Genomic DNA, 17,788 nt, shown 5'->3' with positions numbered 1-17,788 from the left:
CGTCCCCGGAGCCCGTGGCATGTCCCGACGCGACGGGGACGGGCCTCCTCGCGGAGGCTTCGTTTCGAGCTGCCGGGGCAGTCCGGAAGCGGATATCGTCGGACGGGCGCCGGCAGTGAGCTGAGGAGATCTGGGCATGGCAGCAGGACCGGAGCACCAGGAGAGCCCGGGGAGAGGGTCCCCTGCGGCGCCCGTCGCACCGGCCGAGGGGCTCGAGGCCCTCGGGACCGGGGCTTACGTCGTGGACGAGCAGGGCCGCATCATCGCGGTCAACGCGCTCGCCGAGCAGCTGCTGGACCGGTCCGCCGCGGATCTGCTCGGCCATGACGCGCACGACCTGCTGCACCGGGACGCCCACAACCAGCCCCTGTCGAGAAGCCAGTGCAGCATGCGGCAGGCGTTCCACGCCGGTCGCACCGCCCAGGCCCCCGAGGACTACTTCGCACGCGGGGACGGCTCCCTGCTGCCCATCTCGTGGCTGATCACCCCGTTCGACCTCGCAGGCCACGAGAACAGCACGCTCGTCCTCTTCCACGCCCCTCATCCGGCGGAGGCGGGTGCCCGGGCCGAGCCCCCCACGCTGTTGCCGGAGATCGAACGCCTCGCGCTGCTGGCCGCGACGACCACTCAGCTGACGTCCACCCTCGATGTCGAGGAGGCACTGCGCCGGCTCGTGACGCTGGTGCTGCCGCGCCTCGCGGACTGGGCCGTCATCGACCTCATCACCGAGCGGGACGAGGTGTGGCGCACCGTCGTCGTCGAGGCCGACGGCGGCGAGCTGGTGCGCCACGAGGAGCTTCAGGGTCCGATGCCGCCGATCCCCGAGGAGTCCCCGATGCCCCTGTCCAGGGCGCTGCGCGGGGTCGCCTCGACCCTGGCGGGCCCGCAGACCTACCAGGGGTCGCCGGATTCCGGCATCGCGGTCGAGCAACGCCGTCTGTTCGAGGCCACCGGCGTCCACTCGGCGGCCATCGCTCCCATCCGCAGCACCCGCGCGGTCCTCGGGGCACTGACCCTGGGGCGCGCCAAGCAGCCGGGGGACTTCCACACCACCGATCTCCCGCTGCTCGAGGACATCGCCCGCCGCACCGGCCTCGCCCTGGACAACGCGCGCCTCTACCAGCGTCAGCGCAAGGTCGCCGAGACCATGCAGAACCACCTGCTGCCCCAGATGCCGCGCGTGCCGGGCCTGCAGATGACGGTCCGCTACCTGCCCGCGCCCGACGCCTCGCAGGTGGGGGGCGACTGGTACGACGCCTTCTCCCTGTCCGACGGCGCCACCGCACTGGCCGTCGGGGACGTCGTCGGCCACGACCTGGAGGCGGCGGCCGGCATGGCGCAGGTGCGCAACATGCTGCGCGCCTACGCCTGGGCGCTGCACGAGCCGCCCAGCCAGATCGTCGCCCGACTCGACGAGGCGGTCTTGCACATCACCGACGTAGCCATGGCCACCTTGATCCTCGCCCGGATCGAAGCGGCCGACGACGGCCACTGGCGACTGTCCTGGACCAACGCCGGGCACCCGCCACCCCTGCTGATCAGCCACGACGGCCTGGCCGAATACCTCAGCGGAGGACACGGCATCCTTCTGGGCACCGGCGCCCGCAGGCCCCGTGCCGACGCCACCGTCCTGCTGCCGCCCGGGTCGACCCTGCTTCTGTACACCGACGGCCTGATCGAGGAACCCGGCCACACTCTGGACGAGGGCCTGCACCGACTGCGCCGGCACGCAGCCGCCCTCGCCCACCGCCCGCTGGCCTCCTTCACCGACCAACTGCTGCGCCGGGTCCGCCCCGCGGCCAACGACGACGACGTCGCCCTCCTCGCCCTGCGGGCCCCCGCCCGGACCTGAGGCACGTCCCGGCGAGGTGGGCACGGCGCCGGGGAGCGACCGCTTCACCGTGATCCCCCGGACCCCGAGCTCGTCGGCCAAGGTCCTGCTCCGCCGCCTGCGGCGACCGCGTCCTCGGCCCGCCCCGGGCACCCCTTCCCGGGCGCCAACTCGCCCTCGTGCCAGCACCGTTAGAGTGCTCGCGTGACAGCATTCACCGTCCTTGAGGACCATGCGCAATGGCAGACCGACTTCGAGCGGCGGCGCCGTGCCTCCTACACGGCGGCCGGTCTCGGAGCCGCTGCGGCGGAGCGCATGCTGCAGGACGCGCGCGGTGACGCCGGCGACTGGACGGTCGCCGAGATCACGGACGCCGGGACCCGCGTGGGGTACGTCGCCGTGGCCATGGCCGACGCCGACGACACGCGCGCGGGCCGTATCGGCGACCTCCGCGTCGACGCCCCCCACGCGGGCCGGGGGCACGAGCGGGCCGCCCGGGAGTGGGCCGAGGAGTGGTGCGCGCGGCGCGGCGCGAGCAGGGTGGACGTACGGCTCACCGGGCCCGTCGGCGACCTGTTCGACGGATACAGCGTCCGCGGCCAGCTCAGGGCGCGGCGCGTCGACTCCCCGCCGACACCACCGGCCGGCGTCACCGTGCGGCCGATGACACCGGCCGAATATCCCGGGTGGCTCGAATCGGAGAAGGCCGCCTACGTCTCCGACATCGTCCGCGCGGGAGCCCTCGGCCCCGAGGAGGCCGCGCACAAGTCGGACCGTGACTTCGCCGACCTGGTTCCCGAGGGCCTGACGACCCCCGACCACACGTTCCTGGTGCTCGAGGCCGCCGGAGAGCGGATCGGCACCGGCTGGTTGCGGCACGGGCACCTTCCGGGCGTCACCTACGGCTACTCTCTGCACGTTCAGGAGCGGCACCGCGGCAAAGGGTTCGGACGTGCCGCGATGACGGCAGGCGAACAGGCCGCCCTCACGGCCGGTGACGGCACGCTGATGTTCACCGTGTGGGGCGGCAACGACGTGGCCATGGGCCTGTACACGAGCGCCGGCTACCGAGTCGTGGAGGAAAGCCGTTCCAAGGACGTTCCCCGCCCGGCGGCCTGAGGCGCACGCGCGCTCTCGTGGTGAGGCTCGTTCCCCTGCGGCGACCTTGGGTCCGGTATTTCTGGGCAGACGGGACATCGACGACGGTCGGTTCGGTTGGCGCGAGGAGAGACAGTGGCGAAGGAGTCATCGCTGAGGGCTGTGGGGTGGGCGCGCTCGCTGCCGCTGAACAGCGGCGCGAAGGCCGCCCGGGACTGGACGCGAGCGCACCTGGAGTCGCTGGCCTGGTCGAGAACCGCGCCCGACCTGGTGGATTCGGTGGTGCTGGCCGTGTCCGAACTGGTCACCAACGCCCATCTGCACGCCCACAGCGCGGCACAGCTGATCCTCACCTGGGACGAGGAGTGCCTGCACGTGACCGTGCACGACTCCTCCCCCCGGCTTCCCGAGCCGCGCGACCCCGGCGCCTCGGCGCCAGGGGGACGCGGTCTGCTGCTGGTCGACGCGCTCGCCGACGACTGGCTGGCCTACCACTGCCCCCGCGGCAAGAAGGTCACCGCCTGCTTCCAGCCGCCTCAGCCGGATCCGCGGTGAGCGGCGTTCCGTGAGGCCGCCGCCCTCGCCCGGGAGGCGGCAGTCATGAGGCGCGCGGACTCCGGGCGCCTCATGAACGGGAGGTCAGCGGGTATCCGCATCACACGACCATGACAACCCCAGACGAATCGACGAGGACGACCCCGGGAAGAGTTCTATGGCCACCCCCCTTGAAGATCTGGCATCGCCCGCACGCAAGCCCCTCGCACCCCTGCTGTTCAGCGCCGCCTGGGACGCGCCGGGCGCATCCATCGCCGAGGCTCGTGCTGCGGTGCGCACCCTGCTCGCCCGGGCCGGACACCACCCCGACCAGCGGCCCAGTCAGGACGCTCAGCTCATCGTGAGCGAACTGGTCACCAACGCGGTGCGTCACGCGCCCGGCCCGGGAGGGCTGGCGCTGGAAGTGACGCCGGACGCCGCCCTGCTGCGGGTCACCGTGAGTGACAGCTCTCCCCGCCCGCCCGAACTGCGCGCCCCTGACGCGGGCCGGATCGGCGGACACGGCCTGCGTCTCGTGGCCCGGCTGTGCGACCAGCTGCAGACCGTCGCCCAGGAAACCGGCAAACGCGTCGTCGCCCACCTGCGTCTGTACGCACCCGCCCATTAGTCACCGCGTGCCCTGCGTGAGCCACCGCGTGCTGTACGTGAGCCTCCGCGTGCCCTGCGTGGTCGACCGTGGCGTTCCAGGCGTCCTCGGCGTGCTCAGCGTTCGGTGAGCATGCCGTCCCGCAGTCGGGCGAGGGTGCGCGACAGCAGCCGGGAGACGTGCATCTGCGAGACGCCGAGGCGTTCGCCCACCTGGGCCTGGGTGAGCTCCTCCACGAACCGCATGTGGATGATCTGCCGGTCCCGCTCGTCGAGTTCGGCGATCAGCGGAGCGAGGACGTGGAAGTCCTCGACCAGCTCCAGCGCCTGGTCCTCGGCGCCGATGAAGTCCTGCAGCGCCGCCTCGCCGTCCTCGCTGCCGCTGACGGCGGCGTCCAGGGAGGCGGAGTGGTAGCCGTTGGCGGCGAGGCGGGCCTCGCGCACCTCTTCCTCGCCGAGGCTCATCAGTTCGGCGAGCTCCTCGGTGGTGGGGGTGCGGCCGAGACGGCTGCGCAGCTCCTCCGTGGCGCGGGCGAGCTGCACGCGGGCCTCCTGCAGCCGCCGGGGCACATGGACGGCCCAGGTGGTGTCCCGGAAGAACCGCTTGATCTCACCCACGATGTACGGCACCGCGAACGAGGTGAACTCGACCTCACGGGTCAGCTCGAACCGGTCGATCGCCTTGATCAGACCGATCATGCCGACCTGGACGATGTCCTCCATCTCCTCCGGCCCCCGACTGCGGAACCGGCCGGCCGCGAACCGCACCAGCGACATGTTCATCTCGATCAGCGTGTTCCGCGCGTACTGGTACTGCGCCGTCCCCTCCTCCAGCACCGCGAGCTGGTCGAAGAACACCCTGGACAGCTCGCGGGCGTCCTTCGGCGCCACCTGCGAGGGGCAGGCGATGTCCGGCAGCTCGTGCGCCTGCCTGTCGGCTGCCGTCGCGCTCCTGAGTGTCATGACCTGTCCCTCCCGCACCGTCGAGCCTCCCGCAGCGCCGGCCGAACGCAGTCGTCGCCGTCGCGCGAATACCCCCTTATTCTGCCCCCATGCCTGCGCTCACAGGAAATGTGGGGTGACCTCGGGAACAACGCCGCGAACCTTCAGGGCCCGGCGGCCTGGATGCCGGCGGGCGGTGGACGACCGGCGGCGGAAAGCGAGATCCGGGCGGCGGAGTCACAGAAAGCGGCGGATGGGCACGACCGCCGCCTCTCGCGCCCGCTGCAGCACGGAGCGCCGCTTCCACCGCCCTTCCCGGATCAGCGTGGCGGCCCGCACGTCGTCGTCGAAGTGGCTGTCGAGGGTGACCGTGAACTTCTCGTCCAGCACGGCGAGCATGATCTCCTCGTCGTGGTCCAGGGACCGGCGGTTGAAGTTGGTGGAGCCGACCAGGGCGGCGACGCCGTCCACGGTGATGACCTTGGCGTGCATCATCGTCGGCTGGTACTGGTAGATCTTGACCCCACAGGCGGTGAGGGCCTCGTAGTGGTGCTGGCCGGCCAGCTGACAGACCCGCTTGTCGGTGTGCGGCCCGGGCAGCAGGATCTCCACCTCGACGCCCCGCCGGGCGGTGGCGCAGAGCAGGTCGACGAAGTACTCGTCGGGCGCGAAGTAGGCGGTGGCCAGGCGGAAGCGGTGCTCCGCCGACTCCAGCACGACCCGGATCAGCGTCTGCATGTCCTGCCAGCCGAAGCTGGCCGAGCCGCGCACCACCTGCACCACCGCGTCGCCCTGCGGACGGTGCTGGACGAACCGGTCGCGATCGTCGAAGAGTTCGTCGTGGCACTCCGCCCAGTTCTGCGCGAACGCGGCGGCGATGCCGTCCACGGCCGGCCCTCGGACCTCGACGTGGGTGTCGCGCCACTCGTGCTCGTTGCGGGCGTCCCCGCACCATTCCTCGGCGATGCCGACCCCGCCGGTGAAGGCCGTCTGCTCGTCGACGACGAGAACTTTGCGGTGGCACCGGTGGTTCTGCTTCAGCGGCGACAGGAGCAGGGGTCTGCGGAACCAGGCCACCTGCACGCCGGCCCCTTCCATCTCCGCCAGCAGGTCCTTCTCGATCAGTCTGCTGCCGAAGCCGTCCAGCAGCAGCCGTACCCGCACACCGGCCCTGGCCCGCTCGGCCAGGGCCCGGGCGAACTCCCGGGCGATGTCCCCTTTCCAGTACACGAACGTCATCATGTCCACCGTGTGCTCGGCGGACCGGATGGCCGCCAGCATCGCCGGGAAGATCTCGTCCCCGTTGCGCAGCGCGGTGAGCGCGTTGCCCTCGGTCGCCGCGATGCCGATCAGCCGTTCGAGTCGACGGCGTATGCGTGCGGCGCGCTCCTGCGCGGCGCCCCGTGCCGGGATGCCGGCGCGGGGGGCGGTCGACTCGGGCCGTTCCTGCGTACTGGTCATGGCTCATCACCTGGCCGGCGCACATGGGAGACAGAAGCCGCACTGCCCGGACCGGCTCGGGACGCGGCGAGCAGCATGTACCCCGAAGTTCCCGCGACACCCGTCGGCCGGGGCAGTCCCCCGCTGCGGCGGCGCGTGGGCGGACGCCGAACGGGGTACGCGTGCCGTGGAAGTCGTCCGCGCAGGTGGGAGAAACCGGAATGACGGCGGGAAGCGGTCCGACGATGAGCGGGCCCCCTGCGCGCAGCGACCCGATGAGCCGGATCCTCCGCAGAACCGGAACCGGAACCGGAACGGGAACCGGAACCGGAGCCCGTAGCGGAGCCCGAACCGGGCAGGGCCGTCGGTTGCGCTTCGACGGCTGGATCGCGGGCCTGGGCACGTCGCACGGGACACGTCTCGTGCTGGGGCACTGGCCGCGGTCGCCCTTCGGGGCGTTCAGCGATGTGATGGTGGAGCGTCCCGGCGGGGAAAGGCTGTTGTTCGCCCCCACCCGGGAGACGGCGGACTTCGTCAGCGGGACCTACGTCTTCGACACCGTGTGCGTCGTCCCGGTCGACGTGAGCGTCGACGGCGACACGTGGAGCGTCGCGGCCGGCCCGCTCCTCCTGCAGTTCACCACCGGTCGGCGGGGGCTCCTGGGCGTCTTGCTGCGCGCCGTGCCGGGGCCGCTCGCCCGCCGTCCGGCATGGAGCGCGCTGACGGACGTCCCCGCCCGGGTGCTGATGCCGGGCGTGCGCACCCGCGGCAGCGCTGGCGGACGCCGCAAGGAGTGGTACGGAGCCCGTGACCTGCGGCCGGTCCGAACGGTGTCGGCGTCTTTCGAGGGCGGCGACCTCGGTGGCATCGCACCGGTCGATCCGCCCGTGCGGTTCGGGTTCGGCTCGGTGCCGCGCACGCCCGCCCTCACCCGGGTCACGACGACCGTGCGACTGGCCCCGGGGGAACTCGGCCCCTCGTGAACCGCCCGACGGCCGCGGACGGAGGGCAGCGGACACGGCGGCGAGGACGGGCGAGCTCAGGGCACGGTTCGGCGGCCGCACGAGGCCGGTCCGCGCCGATCCCGGCCGGTCGTACAGTGGACGGTCCGTGATTCCGTGTTTCGTCCGCTTCCGATCAGGCCTGTTCCGCTCGCCACCCTCACCGGGATGTCCATGCACCAGCCGTTCGCCTCCTCGGACGACGACGCCGACGCCGACGCCCTGTTCGGGCTCGACGCCCTCGGCCCCGAGCCCGTGGTGGCGAGCACCGGCCGGCCGTCCTTTCGCGACTCCGACGCCGCGCACCGTCTGCTGGCCGTGCGGGAGATCCACGCCGAGCCCGCGGCCGCGGCCTCACCGCGAGGCCGGCAGATCGTCGGCCGGTTCCCCGGGGCCCGGCTGGTCGAGGTCGAGTCCCACTGGCGCATCCCCGGGCTGCACGGCAATGAGGGCAACGTCGCACGCTGGGTGCGCGTCAAAGGCGAGACGCTCGTCCTCGGTGAGCGGAAGTCGCTGAGGACGCGGCCCAACGGCCGGTCCGCCGACTGGATCGCACCGGGCGCCTCCAACGGCTGCGCGATGTCGTGCGCCTACTGTTATGTGCCGCGACGCAAGGGATACGCCAACCCGATCACCGTCTTCACCGACATCGACCGGATCGTCGCGCACATCGGTCGGCACATCGCACGGCAGGGCCCGAAACCCGAGCCGAACCAGTGCGACCCCGAGGCCTGGGTGTACGACATCGGGGAGAACGGCGACTGCTCGGTGGACGCCCTGATCAGCGACAACACCGCGGATCTCGTGCACGCCTTCCGACAGTGGCCCACGGCCAAGGCCTCCTTCGCGACCAAGTTCGTCAACCCCGACCTGTTGGCGCTGGACCCCCGGGGCCGGACCCGCATCCGCTTCTCGGTGATGCCCCCGGAGGACTCCCGGCTGCTGGACGTGCGCACGACACCGGTCGCCGAGCGCATCGCCGCCGCCGCGGACTTCCTCGACGCGGGTTACGAGGTGCACTTCAACCTGTCCCCCGTCGTCGTCCGGCCCGGCTGGGAGGATGCCTGGGCGGAGCTGCTCGGGCGCCTGGACGACGTCCTGCCCGGGCGGGTGAAGCGGCAGGCCGCCGCCGAGGTCATCATGCTGACGCACAACCGGGAGCTGCACGAGGTCAACCTCGGCTGGCACCCTCGCGCCGAGGACGTCCTGTGGCGGCCGGACCTGCAGGAGACCAAACGCTCCGAGAACGGCGCCCTGAACGTCCGCTACGCAAGCGCCACCAAGGCGCAGGCCGTCGCACGCCTTCGCGCGCTGGTGGCCGCCCGAGCGCCCTGGCTGCGCATCCGCTACGCGTTCTGAGCGACCCGTGGCGGGGCACGCCGAGACGCGTGGGCGGTGAACGCGGGCAGACCGACGACCGTACCCTCGGTCGACGCCGTCGATGAGCCCGCCACAGAGTTCCCCTAGGATGATCGCGATGAAGCCCCCGGAGCAGCGCCTCGCGCCGACGCCTGTGCGGCGGTGGCGAGCGCTGCTGGTGTTCGGGTTGCTGGCGGGCCTCCTGGCCATGCACGCCCTGGCGCCCGCAGGCGCCGTCCACGAGCACGCCGGGCCTCGGCACTCGAGGGCTGTCGCGGTCAGCGCGCAGGAGCACTGCCCCGGAGACCACGGGGGATGCGGCGGGGGGCACCTCCATCACGCCGACCCGACCTGTGCGGCGGCTGCGGTGAGCGGCGCGCCGACCCTCACCGCCCTCGTTCCCGACCCCGTGGCCGTGCCCGTGCGCACCGACGCCTTCCGCTCGTACGCGGGCCGGACTCCGGACGAGGCGCGCGCGCCACCCTCTCTGGCGGAACTGCAACTCCTGCGGATCTAGACACCACGCGGCACCGCGTCGCCGGCACGGCGACCTGCCGTGCCACGGCATGTCCGGATCCTTTTCGCACGACACCAGGAGTTTCAGCATGCGCAACTCTCGTACCCCGGCCCACCGCGCCGCCGTCGCGGCCGCCACCGTGGCCGCCGCGCTCCTCCTCGCCGCCTGCGGCGGCGAGGGCGACGGCAGCAGCGGCCCCGCGGCTGCTACCGGCTCCACGTCGCCGTCGGCCGGCGCCGGCGTCACGGCCGGCGCCCACAACGCCCAGGACGTGTCCTTCGCGCAGGGCATGATCCCGCACCACCGGCAGGCGCTGGAGATGGCGCGACTGGCCGCCGGCCGGGCGTCCTCCGCCCGGGTCGAGGACCTCGCCGCACGCATCGAGAAGGCCCAGGAACCGGAGATCAGGACCATGAGCGGCTGGCTGACGTCCTGGGGTGAGGACGTCCCGAAGTCCTCCGACAGCACGGCGGAGTCCATGCCGGGGATGGATCACTCGGGCTCCGGGATGCCCGGCATGATGGCCGGTTCGGACATGGCCGCCCTCGGCAAGGCGTCCGGCAAGGACTTCGACGCCAAGTTCCTCACGATGATGATCGACCACCACAAGGGCGCCGTGGACATGGCCACCACCGAGAAGAACAAGGGCGAGTACGCGCCCGCCACGTCCCTCGCCGGCGGCATCGTCGCCGCGCAGACCGCCGAGATCACCGAGATGAACAAGCTTCTCGGCAAGGGCTGACAGTGACGGAGGGGAGGGGCCGGCCCCGGCACGCCCCTCCCCTCCCCCGGTTCAGGCCGCCCGGGTGAGCTCGGCGCGGCCGAACAGCAGCGCGTAGCCGGAGGGGAGCTGGTCGAGGACACGGCCGAGCAGTTCCTCGCCGGCGAGCTGGGCGACGACCCGAAGGACCGTGCCGGCGTCCCAGCGGGTGGTGGCCGCCGTGCCGCCGGTGTGGGACGCCAGGTCCTTGACGAAGCCCCAACCGGTGAGGCGTTCGGCGGCGGGAATCCCGGATGTGAAGGTGACGGCCGCCTCGTGGGGCAGCCTGGCCGCGAGCTCCACCCGCTCGTCGCCCGTGAGTTGGCGTCCGAGAGCGGCCAGCACGGCGCGCACGGACTCCTCGGCCTGGGCGCGGGTCGGATACGCGCCTTCGTACCGCACTCTTTCCAGCATCTGCTCGAACGTCATGCCCACGGTGGACCGGCATGGCTCCTGCAGCGAAATCATCGGTGACGCGGATGCCTTTCTCGTCTCGGGTGGTCCTGGATGATCCGGAGTGGTCCGGAGTGGTCCGGAGTGATCGTGGAGCGGTGGCAGGCGGCTCGCCCGCCGGCCACCGCTGTCGACCGAGGCCGACCGAGGCCGACCGATATCAACCGGATGCCGGGGGCTCAGCCGCTGATCTGTCGATGCTCCGAGCCGCGGCCGATGGCGACCTTGCGGGGCTTGGCGCGCTCGGCGATGGGGATGCGCAGGGTCAGCACACCTGCGTCGTAGTCCGCCTCGATGCGCTCGGTGTCGAGGGTGTCCGCCAGCACCAGCTGGCGGGAGAAGACCCCCAGAGGACGCTCGCTGAGCTCCATCTGCACGTCGTCCGCCTTGGCGACGGGCCGCCGCTCGGCCTTGACGGTCAGCATGTTCCGCTCGACGTCGATGTCGATCGCGTCAGGGGAGACCCCGGGCAGATCGAGGGCGATCACGTACTCCTCGCCCTCCCGGTAGGCGTCCATCGGCATCGCCGACGGCCGCGACCACGTTCCCGTGGTGTTCAGGAGCTGCTGGGTGAGTCGGTCGAGCTCGCGGAACGGGTCGGTGCGCATCAACATCGGGAAACACCTCCAGTGTTCGGATCAGGCACTTGCTGCCAATGCGGGGTGACCTGCCACCGTTGTAACATGTCATCGAAACGATGACAAGCAAGATGTCGTCCATACGATGACGGCACGCACCGGAGGCGGCATGACCACCGACGATCACCACGACCCTCACTCCGTCACCCCCGCGTCCTTCCTCGCGGCCGCGGCCCTCGACACGATCAACGAAGCTCTGCGCACCGCCGGAACGCCGCCGGCGGACGGGCGTTCCGCATCCGCCGGACCCAGCTCGGAACAGGCGCTCGCCGCACTCCTGCTGCTCCGCGAAGTGCGCGACCGGCTCGCCGGATGGGAACCGGGCCTGATCGAGGAGGCCCGGGAGGCGGGTGCCAGCTGGGCCGACCTCGCCCACCCCCTCGGCGTCGCCAGCCGCCAGGCCGCCGAACGCCGCTACCTGCGCGTTCGCCCCGGAAACCCCGGGTCGACGGGCGAGCAACGCGTCCAGGCCACGCGCGACCGCCGTGCCGCCGACCGCACCGTCACCGCCTGGGCGCGTGCCAACGCCGCCGACCTGCGCCGACTGGCCGGGCAGATCACCGCGCTCGGGGACCTTCCGCCCGCCGCCCGCACCCCCCTCGTCGAGCTCAGCGCCGCCCTCGCCGCGGACGACGCGGCCGCCCTCGTCGGTCCTTTGACCGGCGCATGCTCGTACCTGGCTCCGGACCACCCCGAACTCGCCGCGCGCGTAGACGACGTGGCCCGCCACACCGACCGGCTCCGCCGCGACAGCGGCGGCCGACGCCGGGGGCCTCACGCACCCCCGGGGGGCTGACTCCCGGGACGGGCGGGACGGGCGTGGGGCGGGTGGGGCGGACCGGGCTTGTAGAGCACCAGCACCTCGACGTCGTGGCCGCCGCCGGGTGGCTGGGCCAACGTGGGCAGCGCCGTCATGAGCGCCGAGCGGCCCTGGGCGACGCCCTTCTGCCGCGGCCCCCGGCCGGCCGCCTCGGCCAGGTCCACTGCGGCCGCGGCGAAGACGTCCCGGTTCCCGAACAGGAAGAACGTGCCGGCGTGGGTCGCGTGCCGCACCTGGCCGCGGAGGCCGGCCCGCTTCTCGCGTTCCGCCCACCGTGCGGCGTCCCTGGCGGTGCGGCCGTCGTCGGTGCCGGCGGTCAGGGGCGTGCCGTGCACCAACTTGCGCCGCAGGACGGGCCACTTGGCGGCGCGCAGACCGAGCGCGTGATGGACGAGGACCAGGTCGACCGGCGTGCCGAAACCCTCGTCGGGCTGAGGGGAGTGGCGCAGCGGCAGATGGACGATCGTGTGCCGGGAGCAGGCGGCGAAGGCGAACAGCCCCGAGAGCCGGCTCAGCCCTTCCTGGTCGCCGAACAGCGCGCCGATGGGCTCGGGCGCGCTCAGCGAGGCGCCGCGCAGAGGCTCCCACGGCTGGACGACACGGTGCTCATGCGGGCCCGTGCGAGGCCTGAACTGTCGCAGCCTCAGCCGCATACGAGATTCCTCATGGCCTCAGGATCGCGGCGGGCACGGCTCGTCGGCAACGGGGATTCCCGTCCGCGGCAGGCAGCCTGCTCGCCTTGTCCGCCACGCACTCACTCCGAGCGGCGGTCCGACTCGACCCGTCCGCCCCTTCGCCGGTTCGCCGGTTCGCCCGCTCGCCGGTTCGCCCGCTCGCCGGTTCGCCCGTCAGGCCAGCGGATCGAGGAACGTCAGCACGGAGGCGTCCTCCTCGATCAGCGGAGTGAGCGCGGCGTTGAACGGGCCGCCGTACGGCGCGTTCAGATGGGCCTGGAAGGCGTCCTCGTCCCGGTACTCCTCGAAGATCCAGAAGGCACGCGGCTCGGCAGCCTTGGTGTAGACGTCGAAGGCGACGTTTCCCTCTTCCTCGCGCACCGTGAGGGCGTAGTCGCCGATCAGGCGGGCGACCTCGTCCTGCGCTCCTTCGCGGGCGGTGAACTCGGCGAGCAGGGTCTTCTTCACGGTTTCGGGTCCTTGTCCGTCGTGGGCGGTGCGGTGGTGCGGTGGTGCGGTGGTGCGGTGGTGCGGTGGTGCGGTGGTGCGGTGGTGCGGTGGTGCGGTGGTGCGAGCTTGCGCGTCGTCGTACGCGTCGGTGCGGGAACCGTCGGGGGCGTGAGCGGTGACGGTGGCCGGAGACCCGGCCTGGGCGGAGGCCGTTCGACGTAGTCGTCGACCGGTGTCATCGATGACATCGAGTGGCCCGATGATGGGCGCAGTCCGCCCCGCGCGTCAACGGCCCGGTACGGATCGCGCCCGGTGCGGGTCGCGCCGGGCAGGCCCGATGGCTCAGGCTCCGCCGGCGGGCGAGAGCTGTGCCAGCTGGTCCATCCAGGGTGGATTGGGGCCGGCGACGGAGCAGGTCAGGGCCGCGACCCGAGCGCCGAACCGGCAGGCTTCCGCGACGTCGTCGAGGCCGAGTCCGGCCAGCCGGCCGCCGAGGAGTCCGCGAGCGCCGAGGTGGTGCAGAAGCCCTGCGGTGAAGGAGTCCCCGGCGCCGACGGTGTCGACGACCCGCGTGGTCACCGCGGGCACCCGCACCCGTTCACCGTCGAGCGACGCCAGTGCGCCGTCGGCGCCGAGCGTGATCACCACGAGCCGCACCCCCGCGGCGTGCCAGGTGTCGCAGGCCTGCTCCGGCCCGGCGCCCGGCATCAGCAGCTCCAGGTCGTCCTCGCTCAGCCGCAGGATGTCGGCGAGGGAGCACCAGTGCGCCAGCCGGGCACGGTAGACCTCGGGGCGCACGAGCAGCGGCCGGACGTTGGGGTCGATGCTGATGGTGACCTCGGGAGCCGCTGCCGCCAGGAACTCCTCCACGACCGCTCCGCCGGGTTCGCGGACCAGCGCCAGCGACCCGGTGTGCACACAGGCCGCCCCGGACAGGTCCACCGCCGCCAGTTCGCCGGGCGTCCACTGCCAGTCGGCCGTGTTCTGCGCGTGGAACGAGTAGGCCGCCTGACCGGTGGCGTCCAGCTCAGCCACCGCCAGTGTGCTGGGCTCGGCGGCGGCGACGGCGTCCGACAGGTCGACGCCGGATGCCTCGAGGTGGGCCCGGAACAGGCGGCCGAACACATCGTCGGACAGCCGTGCGAGGAAGCGGGCCGGTGTGCCGAGCCTGGCCAGCGCCACTGCCGTGTTCGCGGGGCCGCCGCCGGGCAGCACCCGCAGAGCGAGTTCGTTCGAGGCGTTGACCGGTTCCGCGAAGGCGTCCGCGACGCACTCTCCCAGAACGGTGATCTGACGCGGGCTCATGGGCTGCTCTCTCTCGGAAAGGCTGGGGAAGGCTCGGGATCGACTCGGAGAACGGTACGGAAATCGGCTCGGTACGGCCGTGGGCGGCTCGGGCGGACGGGACGGAGGGGCGACCCGGCGCCATCGCGACCTGACGGCTGCGCGGAGACGGCGGCTGGGGACGTTGCCGATTTGTGACGGGTGGAAGGCATTGACGTTGCCGGGATCCGGAGTCCATCATCCTCGCCAGGAAGTGTCAACGATGACATAAGTCAACGATGACACCCCGGGCGGCACGCTCTGATCCCTACCCGGTGCCGCCCGCTATCCCACAGGAGTCGATCATGTCTCGCACCACTCGCCTGTCCTCCTCCCTCCTCAGAGTCGCCGCGGCCACGGGCGTCGCGGCCCTCACCCTGACGGCCTGCGGGTCCGGCTCCGGTTCGGGCTCCTCGAGCTCCGGCTCGGGCGAGGTCAAGGTCGGGCTGATCACCAAGACCGACACCAACCCGTTCTTCGTGAAGATGAAGGAGGGCGCGGAGAAGGCCGCCAAGGAGAACGGCGCCAAGCTGTCCACCGCTGCGGGCAAGTTCGACGGGGACAACGCCGGGCAGGTCACCGCCATCGAGAACATGGTCGCCGCCGGGGTCAAGGGCATCCTGATCACGCCGAGCGACTCCAAGGCGATCGTGCCCGCGATCGCGAAGGCGCGCGCCAAGGGCGTTCTGGTCATCGCCCTGGACACGCCGACCGACCCGCAGAGCGCGGTCGACGCCCTCTTCGCCACCGACAACCTGAAGGCCGGCCAGCTGATCGGCGAGTACGCCAAGGCCGCCATGAAGGGCAAGGCCGCGAAGATAGCCACTCTCGACCTGGCGCCGGGCGTCTCCGTGGGCGTCCAGCGGCACGACGGCTTCCTGAAGGGCTTCGGCGCCACCGACAAGGACGTCCTGTGCGCCCAGGACACCGGCGGCGACCAGGCCAAGGGCCAGACCGCGATGGAGAACTGTCTCCAGAAGAGCCCTGACATCAACGTCGTCTACACGATCAACGAGCCGGCGGCGCTCGGCGCGTACACCGCGCTGAAGGCGAAGGGCCGGGAGAAGGACGTCCTGATCGTCTCCGTCGACGGCGGCTGCACCGGCACCCAGGCCGTCAAGGACGGCAAGATCGCCGCGACGTCGCAGCAGTACCCGCTGAAGATGGCGGCCGAGGGCGTCAAGGCCGTCGTGACGTACGCCAAGGACGGCACGAAGGCGTCCGGTTACACCGACACCGGCGTCACGCTGATCAGCGACAAGGCACAGGACGGGGTCGCGTCGAAGGACACCGCCTACGGCCTGGAGAACTGCTGGGGCTGAGCCGCCCGGTAGGACCGTACGACACGTCACTCCCTTCAGCGGGGCGGCCGGCCCACCTCCCCGAGCCGGGACGACCGCCCCCCTTGTCCCGGCGGCGGGGGCCCTGGCCCCCGTCCTCCGACAAGGACATCTGTCTTCCGACAAGGACTTCGCATGACAGCCACGACCACGCCGTACTCGGAGCTCAAAGCACCGACCACGGTCCGCAGACTGCTCACGGCGCCGACCACCGGACCCCTGGCAGCCCTCCTCCTGGCCTGCGCCTTCTTCTCCTTCTCGACCGACCAGTTCCTGACCGGCGGGAACTTCTCACTGATCGTGCAGCAGGTCATGGTCGTGGGCACCCTCGCCATCGGGCAGACCCTGATCATCCTGACGGCGGGGATCGACCTGTCGTGCGGAGCGGTGATGGCCTTCGGCAGCATCGTGATCGCCAAGATGGCCGCGCAGGGCTCCGTCCCGCCGCTCGTGGCGATCGCTCTGGGCCTGGCTGTCTGCGGCGGCTTCGGGCTGCTCAACGGGCTGTTGGTGCAGAAGATCCCGCTGCCGCCGTTCATCGTCACCCTCGGCATGCTCAACGTGGCGTTCGCACTCACCCACATCTACTCCGAGGAGCAGACGGTCACCAGCCTGCCCGGCCCGCTGACCGCCCTCGGTGAGACCTTCCCCCTCGGTCACACGGACATCACCTACGGCTCCCTGGTCACCATCGCCCTGTTCCTCCTCCTCGCCTACGCGCTGAGCAGCACCGGCTGGGGCCGCCACGTGTACGCGCTGGGCAACAGCGCCGAGGCCGCCCGTCTCAACGGCATCCGCACCTCGCGTCTGACCATCGGCATCTACACGGTGGCCGGCCTGCTGTACGGCATCGCCGCCCTGCTGCTCATCTCCCGTACCGGGGTGGGCGATCCGCAGGCCGGACAGACCGACAACCTCGACAGCATCACCGCCGTGGTCCTCGGCGGTACCAGCCTCTTCGGCGGACGCGGCTCGGTGCTGGGCACCTTCATCGGCGTCCTCATCGTCGGCGTGTTCCGCAACGGACTGCAGCTGATGGGCGTCGCCTCCATCTACCAGACCCTGATCACCGGCGTCCTGGTGATCCTCGCGGTGACCGTCGACCAGATCTCCCGGAAGAAGGCCCGATGAGCGCCACCTCCTCCCCCACGCCCGTGCTGCAGGCCCGCGGTCTGGTCAAGCGGTACGGCCAGGTCACCGCCATCGACGGCGCCGACTTCGACCTCCTGCCCGGCGAGGTCCTCGCCGTCATCGGCGACAACGGGGCAGGCAAGACCAGCCTCATCAAAGCCCTCACCGGCGCGGTCGTCCCGGACGCGGGCGAGATCCGGCTGAACGGCAGCCCCATCACGTTCTCCGGCCCGCAAAGCGCCCAGGCCCACGGCATCGAGACGGTCTATCAGGACCTCGCCGTGGCAGCCTCCATGGACATCGCCTCCAACATGTTCCTAGGGCGGGAGCTGCGCCGTCCCGGCGTCCTCGGCAGTGCCCTGCGCATGCTGGACAAGAAGCGCATGCGCCAGGAGGCGGCCGAGCACATGGCCGACCTGAAGATCGGACTGCGCTCGCTCACCCAGGCCGTGGAGACCCTCTCCGGCGGACAGCGCCAGGCCGTCGCCGTCGCCCGCGCCGTCGCCTGGGCCCGTTCGGTCGTCGTCATGGACGAACCCACCGCCGCCCTCGGCGTCAAGGAGTCCGGCCAGGTGCTCGACCTCATCCGCCGCGTCCGCGACAAGGGCATGCCCGTGGTCCTCATCAGCCACAACATGCCCCACGTCTTCGAGATCGCCGACCGGATCCACGTCCACCGACTCGGCCGGCGCGCCGCCCTGATCAAGCCCTCCGACTACTCCATGGCCGAGGTCGTCGCCATCATGACCGGCGCACTGACCGTGGACGAGGCCGGAGATACTGTCGTAGCGGATTCGGAGGCCGCCAAGGCCGCCGGAGTCCAGGCCACCTGACAGCACAACCCGCTCTCGCCGTTCCGGCCGAGGCCGCG

General features: G+C 71.7%; 19 protein-coding genes. 12 read left to right on the top strand and 7 right to left on the bottom strand.

Annotated features, from left to right (window positions below; genetic code table 11):
* Positions 1-136: 136 nt before the first annotated feature.
* The 4 genes from ACN6LD_RS20985 (at position 137) to ACN6LD_RS20970 (ending at position 4,091) form a co-directional block, all read left to right on the top strand.
* Positions 137-1,852, top strand: coding sequence for a SpoIIE family protein phosphatase (locus ACN6LD_RS20985; protein WP_445043979.1), 1,716 nt, complete (start codon positions 137-139; stop codon positions 1,850-1,852).
* A gap of 183 nt (positions 1,853-2,035) precedes the next feature.
* Positions 2,036-2,950, top strand: coding sequence for a GNAT family N-acetyltransferase (locus ACN6LD_RS20980; RefSeq protein ID WP_445043978.1), 915 nt, complete (start codon positions 2,036-2,038; stop codon positions 2,948-2,950).
* A 114-nt stretch (positions 2,951-3,064) separates the two neighbouring features.
* On the top strand, positions 3,065-3,484 hold the full coding sequence (locus ACN6LD_RS20975) for an ATP-binding protein (protein ID WP_319189751.1): 420 nt from the start codon (positions 3,065-3,067) through the stop codon (positions 3,482-3,484).
* 157 nt (positions 3,485-3,641) lie between these two features.
* The gene (locus ACN6LD_RS20970) at positions 3,642-4,091 is read left to right on the top strand and encodes an ATP-binding protein (protein WP_319189749.1); all 450 of its coding nucleotides are present in this window, start codon (positions 3,642-3,644) and stop codon (positions 4,089-4,091) included.
* Positions 4,092-4,186: 95 nt separating this feature from the next.
* Here ACN6LD_RS20970 and ACN6LD_RS20965 read toward each other — a convergent pair whose 3' ends face one another.
* Both ACN6LD_RS20965 and ACN6LD_RS20960 read right to left on the bottom strand, forming a co-directional pair.
* Positions 4,187-5,032 carry an RNA polymerase sigma factor SigF gene (locus ACN6LD_RS20965; RefSeq protein ID WP_319189748.1) on the bottom strand — a complete coding sequence of 282 codons (846 nt, stop codon included), beginning with the start codon at positions 5,030-5,032 and terminating at the stop codon, positions 4,187-4,189.
* Positions 5,033-5,248: 216 nt separating this feature from the next.
* Positions 5,249-6,472, bottom strand: a complete 1,224-nt coding sequence (locus tag ACN6LD_RS20960) for a phospholipase D-like domain-containing protein (RefSeq protein WP_319189746.1) — start codon at positions 6,470-6,472, stop codon at positions 5,249-5,251.
* A 347-nt stretch (positions 6,473-6,819) separates the two neighbouring features.
* Here ACN6LD_RS20960 and ACN6LD_RS20955 point away from each other — a divergent pair, with 347 nt between their 5' ends.
* The 4 genes from ACN6LD_RS20955 (at position 6,820) to ACN6LD_RS20940 (ending at position 10,070) form a co-directional block, all read left to right on the top strand.
* Positions 6,820-7,434 carry a hypothetical protein gene (locus tag ACN6LD_RS20955; RefSeq protein WP_319189744.1) on the top strand — a complete coding sequence of 205 codons (615 nt, stop codon included), beginning with the start codon at positions 6,820-6,822 and terminating at the stop codon, positions 7,432-7,434.
* Positions 7,435-7,626: 192 nt separating this feature from the next.
* Positions 7,627-8,811 (top strand): spore photoproduct lyase family protein, encoded by a 1,185-nt coding sequence (locus ACN6LD_RS20950; RefSeq protein WP_319189795.1) that lies wholly within the window; start codon positions 7,627-7,629, stop codon positions 8,809-8,811.
* A 118-nt stretch (positions 8,812-8,929) separates the two neighbouring features.
* Positions 8,930-9,328 (top strand): DUF6153 family protein, encoded by a 399-nt coding sequence (locus tag ACN6LD_RS20945; RefSeq protein WP_445043977.1) that lies wholly within the window; start codon positions 8,930-8,932, stop codon positions 9,326-9,328.
* Between the two features lie 88 nt (positions 9,329-9,416).
* Positions 9,417-10,070: a DUF305 domain-containing protein gene (locus ACN6LD_RS20940; protein WP_445043976.1), complete on the top strand. Its 654-nt coding sequence runs from the start codon at positions 9,417-9,419 to the stop codon at positions 10,068-10,070.
* A gap of 51 nt (positions 10,071-10,121) precedes the next feature.
* Here the strand turns inward: ACN6LD_RS20940 and ACN6LD_RS20935 are convergent, their stop codons facing one another.
* The gene (locus ACN6LD_RS20935) at positions 10,122-10,517 is read right to left on the bottom strand and encodes a DUF2267 domain-containing protein (protein WP_319189738.1); all 396 of its coding nucleotides are present in this window, start codon (positions 10,515-10,517) and stop codon (positions 10,122-10,124) included.
* 203 nt (positions 10,518-10,720) lie between these two features.
* Positions 10,721-11,155 carry an Hsp20/alpha crystallin family protein gene (locus ACN6LD_RS20930; protein ID WP_319189737.1) on the bottom strand — a complete coding sequence of 145 codons (435 nt, stop codon included), beginning with the start codon at positions 11,153-11,155 and terminating at the stop codon, positions 10,721-10,723.
* Between the two features lie 133 nt (positions 11,156-11,288).
* Between ACN6LD_RS20930 and ACN6LD_RS20925 the strand changes: the two genes are divergently transcribed.
* Positions 11,289-11,975 carry a type III effector protein gene (locus tag ACN6LD_RS20925; protein ID WP_445043975.1) on the top strand — a complete coding sequence of 229 codons (687 nt, stop codon included), beginning with the start codon at positions 11,289-11,291 and terminating at the stop codon, positions 11,973-11,975.
* Here the strand turns inward: ACN6LD_RS20925 and ACN6LD_RS20920 are convergent.
* The 3 genes from ACN6LD_RS20920 to ACN6LD_RS20910 form a co-directional block, all read right to left on the bottom strand.
* The gene (locus ACN6LD_RS20920) at positions 11,954-12,652 is read right to left on the bottom strand and encodes a hypothetical protein (RefSeq protein ID WP_445043974.1); all 699 of its coding nucleotides are present in this window, start codon (positions 12,650-12,652) and stop codon (positions 11,954-11,956) included. The genes ACN6LD_RS20925 and ACN6LD_RS20920 overlap by 22 nt on opposite strands.
* A gap of 195 nt (positions 12,653-12,847) precedes the next feature.
* The gene (locus ACN6LD_RS20915; RefSeq protein WP_319195584.1) at positions 12,848-13,141 is read right to left on the bottom strand and encodes a putative quinol monooxygenase; all 294 of its coding nucleotides are present in this window, start codon (positions 13,139-13,141) and stop codon (positions 12,848-12,850) included.
* 324 nt (positions 13,142-13,465) lie between these two features.
* The gene (locus ACN6LD_RS20910) at positions 13,466-14,428 is read right to left on the bottom strand and encodes a carbohydrate kinase family protein (RefSeq protein WP_319195586.1); all 963 of its coding nucleotides are present in this window, start codon (positions 14,426-14,428) and stop codon (positions 13,466-13,468) included.
* Positions 14,429-14,751: 323 nt separating this feature from the next.
* On the opposite strand from ACN6LD_RS20910, the gene ACN6LD_RS20905 reads away from it, so the two are divergent.
* The 3 genes from ACN6LD_RS20905 (at position 14,752) to ACN6LD_RS20895 (ending at position 17,750) form a co-directional block, all read left to right on the top strand.
* On the top strand, positions 14,752-15,768 hold the full coding sequence (locus ACN6LD_RS20905; RefSeq protein ID WP_319195587.1) for a sugar ABC transporter substrate-binding protein: 1,017 nt from the start codon (positions 14,752-14,754) through the stop codon (positions 15,766-15,768).
* 153 nt (positions 15,769-15,921) lie between these two features.
* Positions 15,922-16,917 (top strand): ABC transporter permease, encoded by a 996-nt coding sequence (locus tag ACN6LD_RS20900; RefSeq protein ID WP_319195588.1) that lies wholly within the window; start codon positions 15,922-15,924, stop codon positions 16,915-16,917.
* Positions 16,914-17,750, top strand: a complete 837-nt coding sequence (locus tag ACN6LD_RS20895) for an ATP-binding cassette domain-containing protein (protein WP_057576935.1) — start codon at positions 16,914-16,916, stop codon at positions 17,748-17,750. Before ACN6LD_RS20900 ends, ACN6LD_RS20895 begins: the two co-directional genes overlap by 4 nt.
* Positions 17,751-17,788: the final 38 nt, after the last annotated feature.

The organism is Streptomyces sp. SAS_272 (assembly GCF_052543235.1).
Note: the sequence above shows the minus strand (reverse complement) of the source record. Positions and strands in the feature narration are given on the sequence as shown.

Excerpts from the sequence above, each read along its gene's own strand:
- ACN6LD_RS20985 (WP_445043979.1), top strand. The coding sequence starts at position 137 with ATGGCAGCAGGACCGGAGCACCAGGAGAGCCCGGGGAGAGGGTCCCCT.
- ACN6LD_RS20910 (WP_319195586.1), bottom strand. The coding sequence starts at position 14,428 with ATGAGCCCGCGTCAGATCACCGTTCTGGGAGAGTGCGTCGCGGACGCC.
- ACN6LD_RS20945 (WP_445043977.1), top strand. The coding sequence starts at position 8,930 with ATGAAGCCCCCGGAGCAGCGCCTCGCGCCGACGCCTGTGCGGCGGTGG.
- ACN6LD_RS20930 (WP_319189737.1), bottom strand. The coding sequence starts at position 11,155 with ATGTTGATGCGCACCGACCCGTTCCGCGAGCTCGACCGACTCACCCAG.
- ACN6LD_RS20960 (WP_319189746.1), bottom strand. The coding sequence starts at position 6,472 with ATGACCAGTACGCAGGAACGGCCCGAGTCGACCGCCCCCCGCGCCGGC.
- ACN6LD_RS20950 (WP_319189795.1), top strand. The coding sequence starts at position 7,627 with ATGCACCAGCCGTTCGCCTCCTCGGACGACGACGCCGACGCCGACGCC.
- ACN6LD_RS20905 (WP_319195587.1), top strand. The coding sequence starts at position 14,752 with ATGTCTCGCACCACTCGCCTGTCCTCCTCCCTCCTCAGAGTCGCCGCG.
- ACN6LD_RS20895 (WP_057576935.1), top strand. The coding sequence starts at position 16,914 with ATGAGCGCCACCTCCTCCCCCACGCCCGTGCTGCAGGCCCGCGGTCTG.
- ACN6LD_RS20935 (WP_319189738.1), bottom strand. The coding sequence starts at position 10,517 with ATGACGTTCGAGCAGATGCTGGAAAGAGTGCGGTACGAAGGCGCGTAT.
- ACN6LD_RS20940 (WP_445043976.1), top strand. The coding sequence starts at position 9,417 with ATGCGCAACTCTCGTACCCCGGCCCACCGCGCCGCCGTCGCGGCCGCC.
- ACN6LD_RS20970 (WP_319189749.1), top strand. The coding sequence starts at position 3,642 with ATGGCCACCCCCCTTGAAGATCTGGCATCGCCCGCACGCAAGCCCCTC.
- ACN6LD_RS20920 (WP_445043974.1), bottom strand. The coding sequence starts at position 12,652 with ATGCGGCTGAGGCTGCGACAGTTCAGGCCTCGCACGGGCCCGCATGAG.
- ACN6LD_RS20965 (WP_319189748.1), bottom strand. The coding sequence starts at position 5,032 with ATGACACTCAGGAGCGCGACGGCAGCCGACAGGCAGGCGCACGAGCTG.
- ACN6LD_RS20900 (WP_319195588.1), top strand. The coding sequence starts at position 15,922 with ATGACAGCCACGACCACGCCGTACTCGGAGCTCAAAGCACCGACCACG.
- ACN6LD_RS20925 (WP_445043975.1), top strand. The coding sequence starts at position 11,289 with ATGACCACCGACGATCACCACGACCCTCACTCCGTCACCCCCGCGTCC.